Source organism: Streptomyces sp. 1222.5, from assembly GCF_900105245.1.
GTDB lineage: Bacteria > Actinomycetota > Actinomycetes > Streptomycetales > Streptomycetaceae > Streptomyces > Streptomyces albidocamelliae.
The window spans coordinates 4,445,885-4,464,202 of record NZ_FNSZ01000001.1 but is presented as its reverse complement, the minus strand read 5'-3'; the positions used below and the strand labels follow the sequence as shown (position 1 = coordinate 4,464,202).

Annotated in this window: 12 protein-coding genes, 1 tRNA gene and 1 pseudogene; 10 read left to right on the top strand and 4 right to left on the bottom strand. The window is 71.7% G+C overall.

Annotated features, from left to right (window positions below; translation table 11 throughout):
* Positions 1–37: 37 nt before the first annotated feature.
* The 8 genes and pseudogenes from recF (at position 38) to BLW57_RS19935 (ending at position 10,318) form a co-directional block, all read left to right on the top strand.
* On the top strand, positions 38–1,159 hold the full coding sequence (recF, locus tag BLW57_RS19970; protein ID WP_093476262.1) for a DNA replication/repair protein RecF: 1,122 nt from the start codon (positions 38–40) through the stop codon (positions 1,157–1,159).
* Entirely contained in the window at positions 1,156–1,725 is a 570-nt protein-coding gene (locus tag BLW57_RS19965; RefSeq protein ID WP_093476261.1) for a DciA family protein, read from the top strand. Before recF ends, BLW57_RS19965 begins: the two co-directional genes overlap by 4 nt.
* Positions 1,726–2,098: 373 nt before the next feature.
* Positions 2,099–4,168 carry a DNA topoisomerase (ATP-hydrolyzing) subunit B gene (gyrB, locus tag BLW57_RS19960; RefSeq protein ID WP_093476259.1) on the top strand — a complete coding sequence of 690 codons (2,070 nt, stop codon included), beginning with the start codon at positions 2,099–2,101 and terminating at the stop codon, positions 4,166–4,168.
* A gap of 42 nt (positions 4,169–4,210) precedes the next feature.
* Entirely contained in the window at positions 4,211–6,799 is a 2,589-nt protein-coding gene (gene gyrA / locus BLW57_RS19955; protein WP_093476258.1) for a DNA gyrase subunit A, read from the top strand.
* 18 nt (positions 6,800–6,817) lie between these two features.
* The gene (locus tag BLW57_RS19950; protein WP_093476256.1) at positions 6,818–7,549 is read left to right on the top strand and encodes a DUF3566 domain-containing protein; all 732 of its coding nucleotides are present in this window, start codon (positions 6,818–6,820) and stop codon (positions 7,547–7,549) included.
* A gap of 112 nt (positions 7,550–7,661) precedes the next feature.
* Positions 7,662–7,735 (top strand) — tRNA-Ile (locus BLW57_RS19945).
* A 430-nt stretch (positions 7,736–8,165) separates the two neighbouring features.
* A pseudogene (locus tag BLW57_RS19940) lies at positions 8,166–8,471 on the top strand (cytochrome P450); the annotation flags it as partial.
* Between the two features lie 323 nt (positions 8,472–8,794).
* Positions 8,795–10,318, top strand: coding sequence for a serine hydrolase (locus BLW57_RS19935; RefSeq protein ID WP_256339539.1), 1,524 nt, complete (start codon positions 8,795–8,797; stop codon positions 10,316–10,318).
* A gap of 154 nt (positions 10,319–10,472) precedes the next feature.
* Here BLW57_RS19935 and BLW57_RS19930 read toward each other — a convergent pair whose 3' ends face one another.
* Entirely contained in the window at positions 10,473–14,582 is a 4,110-nt protein-coding gene (locus tag BLW57_RS19930) for a WD40 repeat domain-containing protein (RefSeq protein WP_093476251.1), read from the bottom strand.
* 456 nt (positions 14,583–15,038) lie between these two features.
* Positions 15,039–15,539, bottom strand: coding sequence for a hypothetical protein (locus tag BLW57_RS19925; RefSeq protein WP_093476249.1), 501 nt, complete (start codon positions 15,537–15,539; stop codon positions 15,039–15,041).
* Positions 15,540–15,734: 195 nt separating this feature from the next.
* Here BLW57_RS19925 and BLW57_RS19920 point away from each other — a divergent pair, with 195 nt between their 5' ends.
* Together BLW57_RS19920 and BLW57_RS19915 are read left to right on the top strand one after the other, a co-directional pair.
* Positions 15,735–16,217: a hypothetical protein gene (locus BLW57_RS19920; RefSeq protein WP_143051613.1), complete on the top strand. Its 483-nt coding sequence runs from the start codon at positions 15,735–15,737 to the stop codon at positions 16,215–16,217.
* Between the two features lie 145 nt (positions 16,218–16,362).
* Positions 16,363–16,551: a ferredoxin gene (locus BLW57_RS19915; RefSeq protein ID WP_093476246.1), complete on the top strand. Its 189-nt coding sequence runs from the start codon at positions 16,363–16,365 to the stop codon at positions 16,549–16,551.
* A 36-nt stretch (positions 16,552–16,587) separates the two neighbouring features.
* Here BLW57_RS19915 and BLW57_RS19910 read toward each other — a convergent pair whose 3' ends face one another.
* Positions 16,588–17,367: a glycosyltransferase family 2 protein gene (locus BLW57_RS19910; RefSeq protein ID WP_256339538.1), complete on the bottom strand. Its 780-nt coding sequence runs from the start codon at positions 17,365–17,367 to the stop codon at positions 16,588–16,590.
* A 296-nt stretch (positions 17,368–17,663) separates the two neighbouring features.
* On the bottom strand, positions 17,664–17,999 hold the full coding sequence (locus BLW57_RS19905; protein WP_256339537.1) for a DUF6344 domain-containing protein: 336 nt from the start codon (positions 17,997–17,999) through the stop codon (positions 17,664–17,666).
* Positions 18,000–18,318: the final 319 nt, after the last annotated feature.

Sequence of the window (18,318 nt, the reverse complement as noted above, 5' to 3'; positions counted from 1 at the left end):
GTTCGACAGCGCACCGAGGAAGGCCGGCGGAACGACCATGCACGTCACGCATCTTTCGCTGGCCGACTTCCGCTCGTACGTCCGGGCCGAGGTCCCGCTCGACCCGGGCGTCACCGCATTCGTCGGTCCCAACGGACAGGGCAAGACCAACCTGGTCGAGGCCGTCGGCTATCTGGCGACCCTGGGCAGCCACCGGGTCGCCTCCGACGCGCCGCTGGTCCGCATGGGCGCCGAGCGGGCGGTCGTCCGGGCGCAGGTCCGGCAGGGCGAGCGGCAGCAGCTGGTCGAGCTGGAACTGAACCCCGGCCGGGCCAACCGCGCCCGGATCAACCGGTCTTCGCAGGTCAGACCGAGGGACGTGCTGGGCATCGTACGGACCGTGCTGTTCGCCCCCGAGGACCTCGCGCTGGTCAAGGGGGACCCCGGGGAGCGGCGGCGGTTCCTCGACGAGCTGATCACCGCGCGCTCCCCCCGGATGGCGGGGGTGCGCTCCGACTACGAGCGGGTGCTCAAGCAGCGCAACACGCTCCTGAAGTCCGCGGCCCTGGCCCGCAGGCACGGCGGTCGCTCCATGGACCTGTCCACCCTCGACGTGTGGGACCAGCACCTCGCGCGCGCGGGTGCCGAGCTGCTCGCCCGGCGCCTGGACCTGATCGCCGCGCTGCAGCCGCTGGCCGACAAGGCGTACGAGCAGCTGGCGCCCGGCGGTGGGCCGGTCGCGCTGGAGTACAAGCCGTCCGCGCCCGGCGACGCGCACACGCGCGAGGACCTGTACGCGCAGCTGACGGCCGCCCTCGAGGAGGCGCGGAAGCAGGAGATCGAGCGGGGTGTCACCCTCGTGGGCCCGCATCGCGACGATCTGCTCCTCAAGCTCGGGCAGCTGCCCGCCAAGGGGTACGCCTCGCACGGCGAGTCCTGGTCCTACGCCCTCGCACTGCGCCTCGCCTCGTACGACCTGCTGCGTGCCGAGGGCAACGAGCCGGTGCTGATCCTCGACGACGTCTTCGCCGAGCTGGACGCCCGCCGGCGCGAGCGGCTGGCCGAACTGGTCGCGCCCGGCGAGCAGGTGCTGGTCACCGCCGCGGTGGACGACGACGTTCCGCACGTGCTGGCCGGGGCGCGGTACGCGGTGGCCGACGGGACGGTGGAACGCGTATGAGCATCGGCGAACCCGGGCCCCCCGCGGGCGGGGACCGCTCCGGCGGGAAGCAGCCGGGCGGCACCGAGCCCTCCGGCGTCGATCTCGCGCGCGTGGCGTTGCGCGCCGCGAAGGAGCAGGCACGCGCGCGTGGGGACGCGGCGCGGCAGAAGAAGCAGGCGCGGCGCGGCGGCGGCCTGCGCTCCGGGGCGCGTGCCGACGGCCGGGACCCGATGGCGCTGGGCGCGGCGATCAACCGGCTGCTGACCGAGCGCGGCTGGGAGACGCCCGCGGCGGTCGGCGGGGTGATGGGCCGCTGGCCGCAGATCGTCGGCGCGGACCTGGCGAACCACTGTGTGCCGCAGCGCTACGACGAGGACGAGCGCGTGCTGACGGTGCAGTGCGACTCGACGGCGTGGGCGACCCAGCTGCGGGTGCTCGCCCCCACGCTGGTGGCCCGGCTCAACGAGGATCTCGGGCACGGCACGGTGCGGATGATCAAGGTGCTCAATCCGGGCGGCCCGGCCCGCCGCTACGGCCCGCTGCGGGCCCCGGGAAGCACCGGACCGGGCGATACGTACGGGTGACGTACCTCACGTCCCGCGGTCGCGCGCGCATGTCGTCGTACCTGCGCACACCGGTGTGGATCACCACCCGTTCGCGCCCTGACGGCCATCTGACCCGCCAGTAGCCAAGGGTTGACGGCTCGAAGCGCTGAATGCCGCTGTGAGCCCCTTGGAGCCCCCATCCGCATATCGGGACCCGGTGGAGACCGGTTGAGGGCGGCACATGGGGACTCAGGTACCGGCAAACCCCCATCGATGTCAGCGCTACCGGTAGACTGGAAGACAATCCCGCCCCAACGTGGGGACCGCCCGGGAAAAGCTGAGCAACGCTGATCAAGGCTTACCAACGCAACATGCCGCAGCCGCTCCGGCAACCTGCCGACGAGCCCGGCTCGTGCTGTGCCAGAAAGGGCGCTTCGTGGCCGATTCCGGCAACCCCAACGAGAACATCCCGTCCACCGACGCCGGCGTGAACGGCGAGGCCCCGGTCTCCGCCTCCTACGACGCCAGCGCCATCACCGTGCTCGAAGGGCTGGACGCGGTCCGCAAGCGGCCCGGCATGTACATCGGCTCCACGGGCGAGCGAGGCCTGCACCACCTGGTGTACGAGGTCGTCGACAACTCGGTCGACGAGGCGCTGGCCGGTTACGCGGACACCATCGACGTGACGATCCTCGCCGACGGCGGGGTGCGCGTCGTCGACAACGGCCGCGGCATCCCCGTGGGCATCGTGCCCTCGGAGGGCAAGCCGGCCGTCGAGGTCGTGCTGACCGTGCTGCACGCGGGCGGCAAGTTCGGCGGCGGCGGGTACGCGGTCTCCGGCGGTCTGCACGGTGTGGGCGTGTCCGTCGTGAACGCCCTGTCGTCCAAGGTGTCCGTCGAGGTCAGGACCGACGGCCACCGCTGGACCCAGGACTACAAGATGGGCGTCCCCACGGCGCCGCTGGCCAAGCACGAGCCGATCGAGCGGACGGGCACCTCGGTCACCTTCTGGGCCGACCCGGAGATCTTCGAGACCACCGAGTACTCCTTCGAGACGCTGTCACGGCGTTTCCAGGAGATGGCGTTCCTCAACAAGGGTCTGACGATCAAGCTCACCGACGAGCGCGAGTCGGCGAAGGCCACCGCCGGGGCGGACGAGGCGGGTGCGGACGAGAAGGACGAGGTCAAGACCGTCACGTACCACTACGAAGGCGGCATCGTCGACTTCGTGAAGTACCTCAACTCCCGCAAGGGGGAGGCGGTCCACCCCACCGTCATCGACCTGGAGGCGGAGGACAAGGACAAGAGCCTGTCCCTCGAGGTCGCGATGCAGTGGAACAGCGGCTACAGCGAGGGCGTGTACTCCTTCGCGAACATCATCCACACGCACGAGGGCGGTACCCACGAAGAGGGTTTCCGCGCCGCGCTGACGTCGCTGATCAACAAGTACGCGCGCGACAAGAAGCTGCTGCGCGAGAAGGACGACAACCTCACGGGTGACGACATCCGCGAGGGTCTGACCGCGATCATCTCGGTCAAGCTGAGCGAGCCGCAGTTCGAGGGCCAGACGAAGACCAAGCTGGGCAACACGGAGGCCAAGACCTTCGTGCAGCGCGCGGTCTACGAGCACCTCAACGACTGGCTGGACCGCAACCCGGTCGAGGCGGCCGACATCATCCGCAAGGGCATCCAGGCGGCCACCGCGCGCGTGGCGGCCCGTAAGGCCCGCGACCTGACCCGCCGCAAGGGCCTGCTGGAGTCGGCGTCCCTGCCCGGCAAGCTGTCCGACTGCCAGTCGAACGACCCCACCAAGTGCGAGATCTTCATCGTCGAGGGTGACTCCGCCGGCGGCTCGGCCAAGTCCGGCCGCAACCCGCAGTACCAGGCGATCCTCCCGATCCGCGGCAAGATCCTCAACGTCGAGAAGGCCCGGATCGACAAGATCCTGCAGAACCAGGAGATCCAGGCGCTGATCTCCGCCTTCGGTACCGGCGTGCACGAGGACTTCGACATCGAGAAGCTCCGTTATCACAAGATCATCCTGATGGCGGACGCCGACGTCGACGGGCAGCACATCAGCACCCTGCTGCTGACCTTCCTGTTCCGCTTCATGCGGCCGCTGGTCGAGGCCGGACACGTGTATCTCTCCCGCCCGCCGCTCTACAAGATCAAGTGGGGCCGGGACGACACGGAGTACGCGTACTCGGACCGCGAGCGCGACGCGCTGATCGAGATGGGGCGGCAGCGCGGCAAGCGCGTCCGCGAGGACTCGATCCAGCGCTTCAAGGGTCTCGGCGAGATGAACGCCGAGGAGCTGCGGGTGACCACCATGGACCAGGAGCACCGCGTCCTCGGCCAGGTCACGCTCGACGACGCCGCCCAGGCCGACGACCTGTTCTCGGTCCTGATGGGCGAGGACGTCGAGGCCCGACGCGCGTTCATCCAGCGCAACGCCAAGGACGTCCGCTTCCTCGACATCTGAGTCGGTCTCAGCTGACCGCACCAGGAAGGATCTTCACCAGCAATGGCCGACGAGAACACCCCTGTCACCCCTGAAGAGGGCGGCGAACTCGTGATGCGTGTCGAGCCCGTCGGGCTCGAGACGGAGATGCAGCGCTCGTACCTGGACTACGCGATGTCCGTCATCGTGTCCCGTGCGCTTCCCGACGTCCGCGACGGTCTCAAGCCCGTCCACCGCCGCGTGCTGTACGCGATGTACGACGGCGGCTACCGCCCCGAGCGCGGCTTCTACAAGTGCGCCCGCGTCGTCGGCGACGTCATGGGCAACTACCACCCGCACGGCGACTCCTCGATCTACGACGCCCTGGTGCGCCTCGCCCAGCCGTGGTCGATGCGGATGCCGCTGGTCGACTCCAACGGAAACTTCGGCTCCCCGGGCAACGACCCGGCGGCGGCGATGCGGTACACCGAGTGCAAGCTCGCGCCGCTGTCGATGGAGATGGTCCGCGACATCGACGAGGAGACCGTCGACTTCACGGACAACTACGACGGCCGCTCCCAGGAGCCGACCGTCCTGCCGGCCCGCTTCCCGAACCTGCTGATCAACGGTTCGGCCGGTATCGCGGTCGGTATGGCGACCAACATCCCGCCGCACAACCTGCGCGAGGTCGCGGCCGGTGCCCAGTGGTACCTGGAGAACCCCGAGGCCTCGCACGAGGAGCTGCTGGACGCGCTCATGGAGCGCATCAAGGGCCCGGACTTCCCGACCGGCGCGCTCGTCGTGGGCCGCAAGGGCATCGAGGAGGCCTACCGCACGGGCCGTGGTTCGATCACGATGCGCGCGGTGGTCGAGGTCGAGGAGATCCAGGGCCGCCAGTGCCTGGTCGTCACCGAGCTGCCGTACCAGGTGAACCCCGACAACCTGGCGCAGAAGATCGCCGACCTGGTGAAGGACGGCAAGATCGGCGGCATCGCCGACGTCCGCGACGAGACGTCGTCCCGCACCGGTCAGCGCCTGGTGATCGTCCTCAAGCGGGACGCGGTCGCCAAGGTCGTCCTGAACAACCTGTACAAGCACACCGACCTGCAGACCAACTTCGGCGCCAACATGCTGGCGCTGGTCGACGGCGTGCCGCGCACCCTGTCGCTGGACGCGTTCATCCGGCACTGGGTGACGCACCAGATCGAGGTCATCGTGCGCCGGACCCGGTTCCGGTTGCGCAAGGCCGAGGAGCGCGCGCACATCCTGCGCGGTCTGCTGAAGGCCCTGGACGCCATCGACGAGGTCATCGCGCTGATCCGGCGCAGCGAGACCGTCGAGATCGCGCGCAACGGCCTGATGGGCCTGCTGGAGATCGACGAGATCCAGGCGAACGCGATCCTGGAGATGCAGCTGCGCCGCCTGGCCGCCCTGGAGCGGCAGAAGATCGTCCAGGAGCACGACGAGCTCCAGGCGAAGATCAGCGAGTACAACCAGATCCTGGCCTCCCCGGTGCGCCAGCGCGGGATCGTCAGCGAGGAGCTGGCCGCGATCGTCGAGAAGTACGGCGACGACCGCAAGACCAAGCTCATCCCGTACGAGGGCGACATGTCCATCGAGGACCTGATCGCCGAGGAGGACATCGTCGTCACCGTCTCGCGCGGCGGTTACGTCAAGCGGACGAAGACGGACGACTACCGGGCGCAGAAGCGCGGCGGCAAGGGCGTGCGCGGCACGAAGCTGAAGGAAGACGACATCGTCGACCACTTCTTCGTCTCCACCACGCACCACTGGCTGCTGTTCTTCACGAACAAGGGCCGGGTGTACCGGGCGAAGGCGTACGAGCTGCCCGAGGCCGGCCGCGAGGCGCGCGGCCAGCACGTGGCCAACCTGCTCGCCTTCCAGCCCGACGAGGCGATCGCCGAGATCCTCGCGATCCGCGACTACGAGGCGGTGCCCTACCTCGTCCTGGCCACCAAGTCCGGCCTGGTCAAGAAGACGCCTCTGAAGGATTACGATTCGCCCCGTTCCGGCGGTGTCATCGCGATCAATCTGCGGGAGCGCGAGGACGGAACCGATGACGAACTGATCGGTGCCGAACTCGTCTCGGCCGACGACGATCTGCTTCTGATCAGCAGGAAGGCCCAGTCGATCAGGTTCACCGCCTCGGACGACACCCTGCGTCCGATGGGCCGTGCCACCTCGGGCGTCAAGGGGATGAGTTTCCGCGAGGGCGACGAGCTTCTCTCGATGAATGTCGTTCGACCCGGTACGTTCGTGTTCACTGCCACGGACGGCGGGTACGCGAAGCGGACCGCCGTCGACGAGTACCGCGTCCAGGGTCGCGGCGGCCTCGGTATCAAGGCCGCCAAGATCGTGGAGGACCGCGGCTCGCTCGTCGGCGCGCTGGTGGTCGAGGAGAACGACGAAATCCTCGCCATCACCCTGTCCGGCGGTGTGATTCGTACGCGAGTCAACGAGGTCAGGGAGACGGGCCGTGACACCATGGGCGTCCAACTGATCAACCTGGGCAAGCGCGATGCCGTGGTCGGTATCGCACGTAACGCCGAGGCGGGGCGCGAGGCGGAGGAGGTCGACGGCGACGTCGACGAGACCGCCGAGGATGCCACGACCACCGGCACGGACGAGGGTGAGGCGCCCTCGGCCGAGTAGCACGAGGAGTGAGTCATCGTGAGCGGAGCCACGGGCGCCGGATCGGCCGGTACCTCCACGGGTACGGAGACGGACGGCGACGGCCGTGGCTCCGCCGCGCGCGCGGCGGATCCGCACACGACCCAGCTGCGCAAGATCGACGCAGGCACGGCCGACTCGACCTCACCCGACACGCATGGATCCCAGGGGGGAACTGTGACGGACACGCGCGGCCCGCAGACCCAGCCCGGCCCGGCCGAGGGCCAGCAGGCGTCCCCACTGCCCGGGGAGCGGCGTCCCGAGCAGCCCGCCGGGCCGTACCACCCGCCCCAGGCCTACCCGGCGCAGGCCCCGGCCGGCGCCGTGCGCCGGCCGCGCACCGGCGCCAAGACGGCGCCGCGCACCCGCAAGGCCCGGCTGCGCGTCGCCAAGGCCGACCCGTGGTCGGTGATGAAGGTCAGCTTCCTGCTCTCCATCGCGCTCGGCATCTGCACGATCGTCGCCTCGGCGGTGCTGTGGATGGTCATGGACGCGATGGGTGTCTTCTCGACGGTCGGCGGCACGATCTCGGAGGCGACCGGATCCAACGAGGCGAACGGCTTCGACCTCCAGGCGTTCCTGTCTCTCCCCCACGTCCTGATGTTCGCGACGGTCATCTCGGTCATCGACGTGGTGCTGGCCACGGCGCTCGCGACGCTCGGCGCGTTCATCTACAACCTGTCCGCGGGCTTCGTGGGCGGCATCGAGCTGACCCTGGCCGAGGACGAGTGACGGCCTGCGGAATCCCGGCCTGACGGTCCCCCGACAACCGATTTTGGGACTGACGTGGTCGTGCGCTAATCTTCAGGAGTCAGCGCGCGGGACACACACCGCAGAGCGCGGCGGGGCTATAGCTCAGTTGGTTAGAGCGCATCCCTGATAAGGATGAGGCCACAGGTTCAAATCCTGTTAGCCCCACATGCGAAAAGACCCCCAGCCGGTACCGGCTGGGGGTCTTTGACATCCACGGCCGACATCAGCCGATGAGTGGATCTTCCAGAAGCTCGGCCGGCGTGCCCACTGCTTCCCGCTCCCCCTTGCCCCATACGTGCCCGACAGGCCGGGGTTCCCACCTTGCAGGCCCTCCGGCGGAGTTGATCCTGGAAGCAAGGCGTCCCACCAGTTCGGCCCGCAACATCAACTCGGTGGGTGTGCCCACGTCGGGCGATCGGTTGATCATCGCCCAGGGGACCCTCACCGATCAGCGAGTCTTGGTGTGCGGGTATCGCGGCCGGATCATCGCTGCGGCCTCTTTCACCGGCACCGGATCGTGACGGGAGCGTCGTTCCCGCTCACCGACCGAGCAGCGTCTCCGGCCCGTCCCCGACCATCACCCCGGAACGACACCACCATTCCCAAGGGCGCGCCGGTCTGGCTGATGCTGGCCTCGGCCAACCGGGACCCGCGGCGTTTCCATGACCCCGACCGCTTCGATCCCGACCGCGAGGACAACCAGCACCTCGGGTTCTACATCGGTATCCACTACTGCTTCGGAGCCCCACTGGCCCGGCTGGAGGCGCAGATCGCCCTGACCCAGCTCTTCCGCCGGATCAAGAACCCCCGGCTGCTGGCGGACCCCCCGCCATACCGACTCAACCCCGTCCTGCGAGGCCCCCGCCACCTTCCCGTGGCGATCGACGGCCTCACTCCGTAGAGGGGACGTGGCACAGGTCCCCTCCGTCAGATTGCGAAGAGACCCCCGGTCCTCATGGACCGGGGGTCTCTTGCGTCTGCACGCACCCGTCCGCACGGCGTCCCTCATCCGCGCGCCGCCGCCCGAGTGCCGCGGTCCGCCGCCGCGGCGAGTATGGAACGGACGGCTGGCGTGCCCCCGAGGCCCCCTACGGGCCTCGAGTACGAGGGGAGCGGAGCATGGCCACTCACAGTCAGGGGAGACGGCCCCGCCGACGGGCCCGTACGGGTGCGGCCATGGGATGCCTGGGGATGCTCGGTGCGGTCCTGTCGGGGTGTGCCGGCATGAGCGCCGCCACCGGCAGTCCGCCTGCCACGTCGCTCGCCCCCACGCCGCCGAAGCAGCCGCCGCCGCAGCTGACGCAGGCACAGGTGGACGCGGCCGTCGGCCGGATCGACGGGCTGGTGGAGGACGCGATGCGCCGGACCGGGGTACCGGGGATCGCCGTGGGCGTCGTCCACCGGGGCGAGGTCGTGTACGCCAAGGGCTTCGGCGTCCGTGAGGTCGGCAGGAGCGCCAAGGTCGGCACCGGGACCGTCTTCCAACTGGCGTCGGTGTCCAAGCCGCTGTCGTCCACCGTCGTCGCCGGCGTCGTGGGACACAAGACCGTCGGCTGGGACGACCCCGTGGTCCGCCATGATCCGGGCTTCGCGCTGAAGGACCCGTACGTGAGCGCGCACGTGACGGTCGCCGACCTGTTCTCGCACCGCAGCGGACTGCCCGACCATGCCGGTGACCTGCTGGAGGACCTGGGCTACCAGCGCGACTACATCCTCCGGCACCTGCGGCTGGAGCCGCTGTCCCCGTTCCGGGCGAGTTACGCCTACACCAACTACGGCTTCACCGAGGCGGGGGAGGCGGTCGCCGTCGCGGCGAAGACGGACTGGCCGCGGCTGGCGGCCGACACGCTGTTCGAGCCGCTCGGGATGAACCACTCCAGCTATCGGCGCGCCGACTACGACAAGGCCGCCGACAAGGCCTCGGCCCACGTCCAGGTCGACGGCCACTGGAAACCCTCCACCACCGAGAACGCCGACAGTCAGGCACCCGCGGGCGGCGCGAGTTCGACCGTCGACGACCTCACCAAGTGGATGCGCCTGCAGCTGGACAACGGCACGCTCGGCGGGAAGCGACTGATCGACTCCGCGGCCCTGGACCAGACCCGCATCCCCCACGCCGTCTCCATGGCCCCGCTCGCACCGGCGGGCGAACCGGGCCTGTACGGGCTCGGCTGGAACGTCGGCTACGACGACGGCGGAGCGCTGCGCCTGAACCATTCCGGCGCCTTCGACCTGGGGGCCGCCACCGAGGTGACCCTGCTGCCCGGCGAACGGCTCGGCATCGTGGTGCTGACCAACGGGCAGCCCATCGGCGTGCCCGAGTCGGTGTCCGCCGCGTTCCTCGACATCGCCCGCCACGGCAGGCAGACGGTCGACTGGGCGGCCTTCTACAAGAAACTGGTCGAAGCCGCCGCCTACACGGGCGCCTCCCCCACGAACTACGCCGAGCCGCCCGCCGACGCGGCACCGGCCAAGGCCGCCACCACCTACACGGGCACCTACGGCAACCCGTACTTCGGGCCGGTCACCGTCACCGGTGACAGCGGCGGCCGGCTGAGCATGACGCTGGGCCCGCAGAAGATGTCGTTCCGCCTGACGCACTACACGGGCGACACCTTCAGCTACCGGACCCGGGGCGAGAACGCCGCCGGGCTGTCCGGCGTCACCTTCCACAGGGACTCCGGCCACGCCACGAGCGTCACCGTCGAGCACCTGAACGCGAACGGTCTTGGCACCTTCCGCCGCTGAGAGACCCGCACGGGCGGTCTTCGCGCCTCAGGACATGAAAAAAGACCCGACCGCTGGCGACGGGGGATGCACCAGCGATCGGGCCATGGCCAAGGGTAACAAGGTTGGGCCGTCCGTGGGGGCAAGTCGGCGGGGAATCAGCGAGGTTGGCCGATCATCGTCCGCACGGGGGGTCGTAGGAGAGGCGGGGAAGGTACTCGTGCCACTTCTCCGGGGTCAGAACGCCCCTGGTGACCGCGCAGATGTGCCGGATCGCCGCGTCCGCGTCCAGGCTCCACAGGCGGACCGTGTCGGCACCGCTGGAGACGCCGAGGACATGGCTGTTCGGGCTGAAGGAAAGGAAGTTTCCCGTCTTGGCGTTGGGGCTCATCGACTGGCCGATGGGGGTCGCCGCGAACGGGCGGGAGACGTTCCAAAGCCGGACGGTGTTGTCGTTGCCGCCGCTGGCCAGGGTGCGGCCGCGCGAGCCGAACGTCAGGGACGTCACCGCCTCGGTGTGGCCGGTCAGCGGTGCGCCCAGCGCGCTCGCGGCGGCCGGGTCGGTGACGTTCCACAGCCGGACCGTGTCGTCGTCGCTGCCGCTGGCCAGGGTGTGCCCGTCCGGGCTGAAGGCGAGCGCGTTGACGGGCCCGGTGTGCTTGTCGAGCGGGACGCCGGTCCGGGCCGGCCGGGACGGGTCGGTGACGTCCCACAGCCGGATCGTGCTGTCCGCGCTGCCGCCGGCCAGGGTGTGCCCGTCCGGGCTGAAGGCGAGCGCGTTGACGTAGCCGCGGTGACCGGTGAGCGGTTCGCCCAGCGGCACGGGGCGCGCGGGGTCGCCGACGTTCCACAGCCGGATGGTGCGGTCGTCGTAGGCGGTGGCCATTGTGCGCCCGTCGGGGCTGTACGCCAGCGCGTGCGGGCCCATGAAGCGGGTGCGCAGCCGCAGGGGCGGCCCGGCGGGGACCGGGTGCGAGGGGGCGGAGACCTTCCACAGGTGGACGGTCTTCTTGCCCGTGAGCACGGCGAGGGTGCGGCCGTCGGGGGAGAACACCAGGGACCGCTGGTCGCCGTCGGCCCGCATGAACGGCTTGCCCAGCGGCACCGGCCGGCCCGGACGGGACACGTTCCACAGGCGCAGCCTGCCGTCCCGCGCGGCCGTGGCCAGTACCCGGCCGTCCGGCCGGAACGCGCCGTTCCGGCCGACCATGTCGGTGGCCGGCACCGACCACAGACGCACCTTGCCGTCCCCGCTGCCGGTGGCGAGGGTCCGGCCGTCGGGGCTGAACCCCAGGGCGTACATCTCCCCGCTGCTCCCCGCGAGCGACTCCCCGACCTGCGACGGGGACGCCGGATCGGCGACGTTCCACAGGCTCGCGGTGGAGTCCGCGCTCGCGGCGGCCAGCCTGCCGCCGTCCGGGCTGAACGCCACCGACCAGACGGGACCGGTGTGGCCGGTCAGGGGTGAGCCGAGCGCGGCCGGACGGCGGGGGTCGGTCATGTCCCACAGCCGGACCGTGTCGTCCGCGCTGCCGCTGGCCAGCGTGCGCCCGTCCGGGCTGAACGCCACCGAGTGGACGATGTCCTGATGGCCTTCGAGCACCGCGCGGATCCGCTCCGGCCGGTGCGGGTCGGCGGTGTCCCACAGCAGGATCCGGGCGTCGTCGCCGCCCGCCGCGAGCGTCCGCCCGTCCGGGCTGAACGCCACGGAGCGCACCGCCGCGGTGTGCCCGCGCAGCACGCCGACGGCCTTCGGCCGGTGCGGGTCGGCCACGTCCCACAGACGCACGGTGTGGTCCTCGCCGGCCGAGGCCAGGGTGCGTCCGTCGGGGCTGAAGGCGGCCAGGTAGATCGTGCCGGTGTGACCGGTCAGGGGCCGGCCGAGCGCCACCGGGTGGGCGGGGTCGGTCACGTCCCACAGCCGGATGGTGCCGTCGTCGCCGGCGCTGGCGAGGGTATGCCCGTCCGGGCTGAAGACGGCGCTGCTCACCCAGCTGATGTGGCCGGTGAGCGGGGCGCCGAGGGGTTTCGGGCGGTGCGGGTCGGCGACGTTCCACAGCCGGACCGTGCGGTCGTAGCTGGCCGTGGCCAGCGTCCTGCCGTCGGGGCTGAAGGAGGTGAGGTACACGGCGCCCGTGTGGCCGGACAGCGGGGTGGCCAGGGGCGCGTTCACGATCGATATCAGCCGGCTGTACGTGCCCTCGTCGTCCCGGCGCAGCTCATGGGCGACCAGATCGAGCTGCGCGGCCAGGGACGGATCCGAGCGTTGCACCCGGTCGGCTTCGGCGAGGACCTGCGCGAACACGGCGTCGTCGCGCTGCTGCCAGGCGATCACCGCCGAACCGCCGGCGAGCAGTGCCAGGACGACCAGAGTCGCCACCGCCGCCCGGCGCAGCCACACCGAGCGCCTGCGCAGCCTGACCGAGGCGGCGAGGAACTCCATCGCGCCGCGGGTCAGATAGGTGTCCCCGGCCGACCGCGCCCAACTGCCGGCCTGCTCCAGCCGGGAGCCCCGGTAGAGCAGCGCGCTGTCCCGGGCGGACTCCTCCCAGGCCCGGCCGTCCTCCTCCAGCCGCTGCCGCAGCAGGTGGTCGTTGCGGTCGTCGTCTATCCAGTGCCGCAGCCGCGGCCAGGCGTGCAGCAGCGCCTCGTGGGTGATCTCCACGGTCTCCGCGTCCAGCGTCACCAGCCGGGCGCGGACCAGCGCCTCCAGGGACTCCTCCGTCTTGCCGGGGTCCGTCGACTCCTCCGCCAGCTGCCGCCGGGTGCCCCGCCGCCGGGTGGCCTGGGTGTCCTCGCCCAGCCGGACCAGCCGCAGCAGCAGCCCCCGGGCGGCCGTCCGGGCGGCGGGGTCGAGGCCGGTCCAGGCGCGCTCGGCGGTCGCGGCCACCGCTCCCTGGATGCCTCCGGCGGCGCGGTAGCCGGCGAGGGTCAGCCGCCCTGCCTTCCGGCGCTGCCAGGTGGCGAGCAGGGCGTGGGACAGCAGCGGAAGCACGCCCGCGTCGTGCGTCCCGCGCGGGCCGTCGGCGCTCACCTCGCGCACGATCAGCTCGGCGAGTCCCGGTTCCAGTTCCAGACCGACCGCCTTGGCCGGGCCGTTCACGGCCTCCCGCAGCTCGCCGCTGGTCAGCGGCCCGAGCACCATGTGGCGGTGCTGGAGCGCGTCGGCGAGTTCGCGGTAGGCGAGGCACTGCTCGTAGAAGTCGGCGCGGACACCGAGGACGACCAGCGCGGGGGCGGGGCCGGGGGAGCCGGCGGGCGGGGTGCAGGCGGCGGCCAGGAGCTGGATGAAGGTGCGCCGGTCCGCCTCGTCCGCGCAGAGGGTGAACGCCTCCTCGAACTGGTCCACGATGACGACCGGCCGGGTGTCCGGCGCGGCCTCGCGGCGCGCCCACGCCGAGACTGCCTCGCGGGCCGCGCGGGCGAGGCGCGGGGCGTCGGAGCCGGGTGCCGCGGGGTTCTCCGTGGCCTCCTGTTCGGCCTTGCGCGCGTCGGCGGCCACGGGGGCGAGGTCCGGGATGCGCCGGACCAGTTCGCCCAAGGGGTGGGGGCCGGGGACGAGCTGCAGCACGGGCCCGCAAGGGGCGGCGGCCGCGTCGGCGGAGTGGTCCTCGGGCAGGGCGCCGGCCGGCGCCCTCACGAGGCCGTCGGCCATGTCGGCCGAGGGGGTGTCGAGGACGCCGTCATGCAGGGCGGGGACCAGGCCGGCGTTGAGCAGGGACGACTTCCCGGCCCCCGAGGCGCCCACCAGCATCACCAGCCCGCCCGTCCGCCGCGCGGCGCGCAACTGGGCCACCAGGGAGTTCGTGCTGCGCTCGCGGCCGAAGAACCACCGTGCGTCCTCCCGCCGGTACGGGGCCAGCCCCCGGTAGGGGCAGACGCCACCGGCGACGGGCGGGGCCTCGGGCGCCTGCCGCAGGTTCTCCTCGGCGGGCGGCGCGGGCCGGTCGCCCACCGGGTCGGCCAGTGCGCGCTCCCACAGGCGCTGCCACTGCACGAGGTCGTACAGGCCGCCGGACACGGGGGCGGCCCGCTGCCGGCGCGCCTCCGGGATCAGGATGTGCAGGACGGCGGCGAGGGCGGGGAACTGGGCCGGCACGTTCCGGGCCCGCCGCCAGTCGCTGATCCGTTGCGCGGACACCCGCACCGGACGGCCGCGCTCGTCGACCCGCTGGAGCCGTACGACCGCCTCGGCGACGCTCTTGAGGGGAGGGTTCCCAGCCTCCTTGTACAGCAGCGCGAGGCGCTCCGCGAAGGCCGTTCGTGCCCCTGAGTCGGAACTCAAGGTCCCACCCCTCTGCTCTCCCCCCACGTTCGGACGTCCGGACCGGAAAACTCACCTTATACGGCTGACCTGCGGATAAGGCCTGGGCCGGACACCGGAACCTCCTCGCGGGGCGCGACAGATGGCAGGATCCGAACCCGGTAGCGGACCCGTCACGAACCGTCCGGACAGGCCACCGGCTCGGTGCTCGGAGGGACAGCCCATGGCAGCGAACGTTCTCGGTCAACTTCCCCCGCGTCGACACCGGTGTGTCGCGTCGGACCCGGCGATCGGCGACGACGCTCTCGGCTGAACCCACGAGCCCCGCGGGGAACGGCTCCCTTCTTCGGCCCGCGCCACCATGCCGACATGGCACGGGCCGGCACTCCCTGCACCGTTCGGCACCGGTCCCCACGAGGGGAGGGACCGGTGCCGGGCGGGCAGGGTCCTGTTCGTGTCGCGGTGCCCCGGGAACGCTCAGACGGTCACCGCGTCCGCCTCGGACCATCCCGCCCCACGGGCCGCCGCGACCGCGCGCCGCTCCGCCTCCTCGGCGGCGGCGTTCAGGGACGCGTTCCGTCCCGGTGCGATGCCGCCGGCCGCCGCCGCTGCCGCCCCGGACGCCGCGAGGGCCGCGCGCAAGGCCGCGTCGGCGGCCTCGGAGGACTTCCGGGCCGCGGCCACCTGGGCGGCCAGGGCCGCGGTGGCGGCGGTGTTGCGGGCGCAGCGGGCGTCCGCCGCCGGGTCCGGAGCACTCGCGGCGAGTGCGGCGAGCGACCGGGCCGACAGCCGCAGCGCGTTGGCGGCCCTGCCGACGGGGTCCTTCGGCACGATCTCGGCCGCGTCGGGAGCGACCCCGGCGTACCGGCAGGCGGCCACCGCACGCTCGTAGGCGCTGTGCGCGCGGGCGCCGTGCGCGGTGCGCAGGGACTCCTCCGGTGCTCCGGATCCGGTCGACGTCTCGTTCCGTCCGCTCATCCTCGGCCTCCTTCGTCCGGTTGCGGGCCGGGCGCGGGCAGGGTGCCACGGCGGCCGCGAAGAGACCAGAAGCATGCGGGCACGAGGTGGTCGCGGGGCGCCGGATCAGGCCGCACGCGGGTGGGGCCCACCTGGAAATCTGACGGAGTGTCAGTTACGGTCGCTCTCTCGGCCGTTCTCGAAAGGGTGAGTGCCATGGAGAAGCGTCCCCGGTGCCCGCGACCGCCCGGCGTTCCGCGCTGGGTCGCGATGTTCCACCAGCCCTCCCGCAACTCCTGGACGGTGGCCGCCGAGTCCCCCCACCGGGAACCCGTGCTGTACGCCGTCGGGGACATGACGCAGACGGTGCGAGCCCGCGGGGAGGAGGCGACGATCGCCCTGTGGGGCCCGGAGGGCGACGCCTGGCATCTCCACGACGCGCCGGCCGCCGCCCAGGCACCCGCCCCCGCCGCCGCCTCGCCCGTGGCAGCCGCGGACGGAGTCGCCGGACCGGCCGTGCTGGCCGAGCGCATGACGGACCGGCGGCACCAGGTGCTGATGGCCGGTCTGGGCAAGGCGGGCCTGTACGACCTGGGTCCCGAGGACGGTGAGGCGGTCCGCGTGCTGGCCGACCGGCTCGACGAGATCACGGTCCGCCGGGTGGCGCACTGGCTGTCGGTGGCGGGCGGCCGGCAGTAGCGCGCGGCCGCGCACCACGCCGGTCCGCACAACCGCCCGCCGGGCCGGTTCGGCGCACGTTCCGTCGGGCAGTGACGTCCTTGAAGCCACCGAGCCGCCCCCGGACGGCCCACAGCGGCCGGGGGCGCCGACGTCTGGAGGACGCATGAAGGTCTCCGTCGACCGCAGCCTGTGCTACGGCTCCGCCGAGTGCGCGCACCGCGCGCCGGAGGTGTTCGGCTTCGAGGACGGGTACGGCGTCGTACGGCCCGGCCGTGCGGAGATCACCGAGGATCCGCGGGTCAGGGAGGCGGCCGAGAAGTGTCCCTCGCAGGCGATCGGGCTCACGCAGTGACGGGGCGGCAGCGGTGAGGGACGGTGCCGGTACGGCTCAGCGGCCCGCCTGACGGTCCGGTCGGGCCCATCCGTATTCCGCCAGCACGCGGGCCCTGGCCTCCGCGACGGCCATGCGGGCCGCGCGCTCGGCGGGGTCGACGTGGGCCGCCTGGCCCGTGGCCTGACCCTCCCACTTGCGGTACAGCAGGCCCACTCGGTCCGAGAACCAGCCCCGGCTGACCGCGTTCAGCGCCAGCAGCAGCCCCGTGTCCTCCGAGGCCGGCAGGGCCATCCAGCCGCCGAGCGCCAGGAGCAGTTCCCGCCGGACGCAGAGCGTCGCCGGGTGGACCGGTGCCCGGAAGTCGTTGCGCTTCCAGTGGTCGAGCACGGCACCGCGTTCGACCGGGCCCTCGTCGGGGTCACCGGGGAAGCCGGCCGTGGTGCCGTCGGGCAGCAGGTCGAGCACGCGGGAGGTCGTCCAGCCGACGGTGCCGTGCGCCTCCAGCACGGCCAGGTCGCGGGCCAGCGCACCCGGGGAGAGCCGGTCGTCCGCGTCGAGGACCTTCACGTACGGGCCTTCCGCGTGCGCCAGGGCGATCGTGCGGGCGACACCGGGACCACCGGGACGGCCCTGGCGGAAGGTCACCCGCTCGTCGTCCGGGACGTAGGGGCGCACCTCGTCCGTCCTGCCGTCCTCCTGGATCACCCACGCCCACTCCCAGCCGTCGGGGAGCCACTGGTCGCGCAGTGAGGCGTAGGCCTCCGGCAGGAACCGGGCGGACGGACCGTGGACAGCGGTGACAACGGTGACGCGCCGGCTCACGGCAGCACTCACCACCTCTCGTTGGGGCGTGGGGTGTTGCCGTACGAGGATGACGCACGGGAAACAGCGCAAGACCCCCGGCCTAGCCCGGCCGGGGGTCCATCCGTATCGACTGCTGCGTACGCAAGTCGCCTTCATGTCGAGACGTTGCGGTTCTGTGTGCCGTTCCTGCCGTGTTCTCCGGGCTCGCCGCGGCTGCGCGCCGCGCTTCGCGTGCTTCGCGTGGGCCGCGGGGTGCGGGTGCTGCGTGTGCTTCGCCTGCTGGGCGTTCTTCCGAGCTGTCCGGTGGAGCGGCGGATCCGGGGGGATCAGCAGTCGAGGGCTGCCGGGTCCTGCTCGGTCGGGTTCTCCGTCTGCATCTCGTCGGTGCCGGGCCGGTGCCGGCAGCTCGGGGACTTTCCGTGGGCCTCGGCCCCGATCCGCTGCTTCATCGTGGGGGGCAGGGCGCTGGCATGGGACCAGACCCATTGGTACGTGGCCGGAATCGTGGGGGCCGTGCGGTGCGTCGCGCCGGTGCGGGGGCTCTCCGTCTTGGGGGCGGTCGTCGCGGCAGCGGCCGGGGCGACGAGTCCGAGCGCCGTGAACAGCGCGACGAAGGCGGTGACGATGACGGTCCACAGCTTCATGACCTTGTTCTGGGTCATGGCCCCTCACTTTCGGGTCGGGCGATTTGCGTACTTTCCTCATGATGTGTATGTGGACCGCGAAGTGGTGGACCTCCGCCCGTGGCGCGGCGATGTTCCGATGAACACCACTCGGATGGACGTAAGAGGGCTCAAAGAGTCAGAAATGGCATCGATAGCGACTGAAGAGGGACCAAAGTCACGGAGTGTGCGGGTCTGATCACCCTCCGATCCGATCGGCCCGGGGCCCGGCTACAGCGCTGCCGTGAGCGGGAGTTGAGGCCCGGCGCAGGTCACCGATCGATATCGGTCGGTGTGTATAGTCGGGCGCCAGAGGTCC

Excerpts from the sequence above, each read along its gene's own strand:
- recF (WP_093476262.1), top strand. The coding sequence starts at position 38 with ATGCACGTCACGCATCTTTCGCTGGCCGACTTCCGCTCGTACGTCCGG.
- BLW57_RS19965 (WP_093476261.1), top strand. The coding sequence starts at position 1,156 with ATGAGCATCGGCGAACCCGGGCCCCCCGCGGGCGGGGACCGCTCCGGC.
- gyrA (WP_093476258.1), top strand. The coding sequence starts at position 4,211 with ATGGCCGACGAGAACACCCCTGTCACCCCTGAAGAGGGCGGCGAACTC.
- BLW57_RS19935 (WP_256339539.1), top strand. The coding sequence starts at position 8,795 with ATGAGCGCCGCCACCGGCAGTCCGCCTGCCACGTCGCTCGCCCCCACG.
- BLW57_RS19925 (WP_093476249.1), bottom strand. The coding sequence starts at position 15,539 with ATGAGCGGACGGAACGAGACGTCGACCGGATCCGGAGCACCGGAGGAG.
- BLW57_RS19920 (WP_143051613.1), top strand. The coding sequence starts at position 15,735 with ATGGAGAAGCGTCCCCGGTGCCCGCGACCGCCCGGCGTTCCGCGCTGG.
- BLW57_RS19915 (WP_093476246.1), top strand. The coding sequence starts at position 16,363 with ATGAAGGTCTCCGTCGACCGCAGCCTGTGCTACGGCTCCGCCGAGTGC.
- BLW57_RS19905 (WP_256339537.1), bottom strand. The coding sequence starts at position 17,999 with ATGACCCAGAACAAGGTCATGAAGCTGTGGACCGTCATCGTCACCGCC.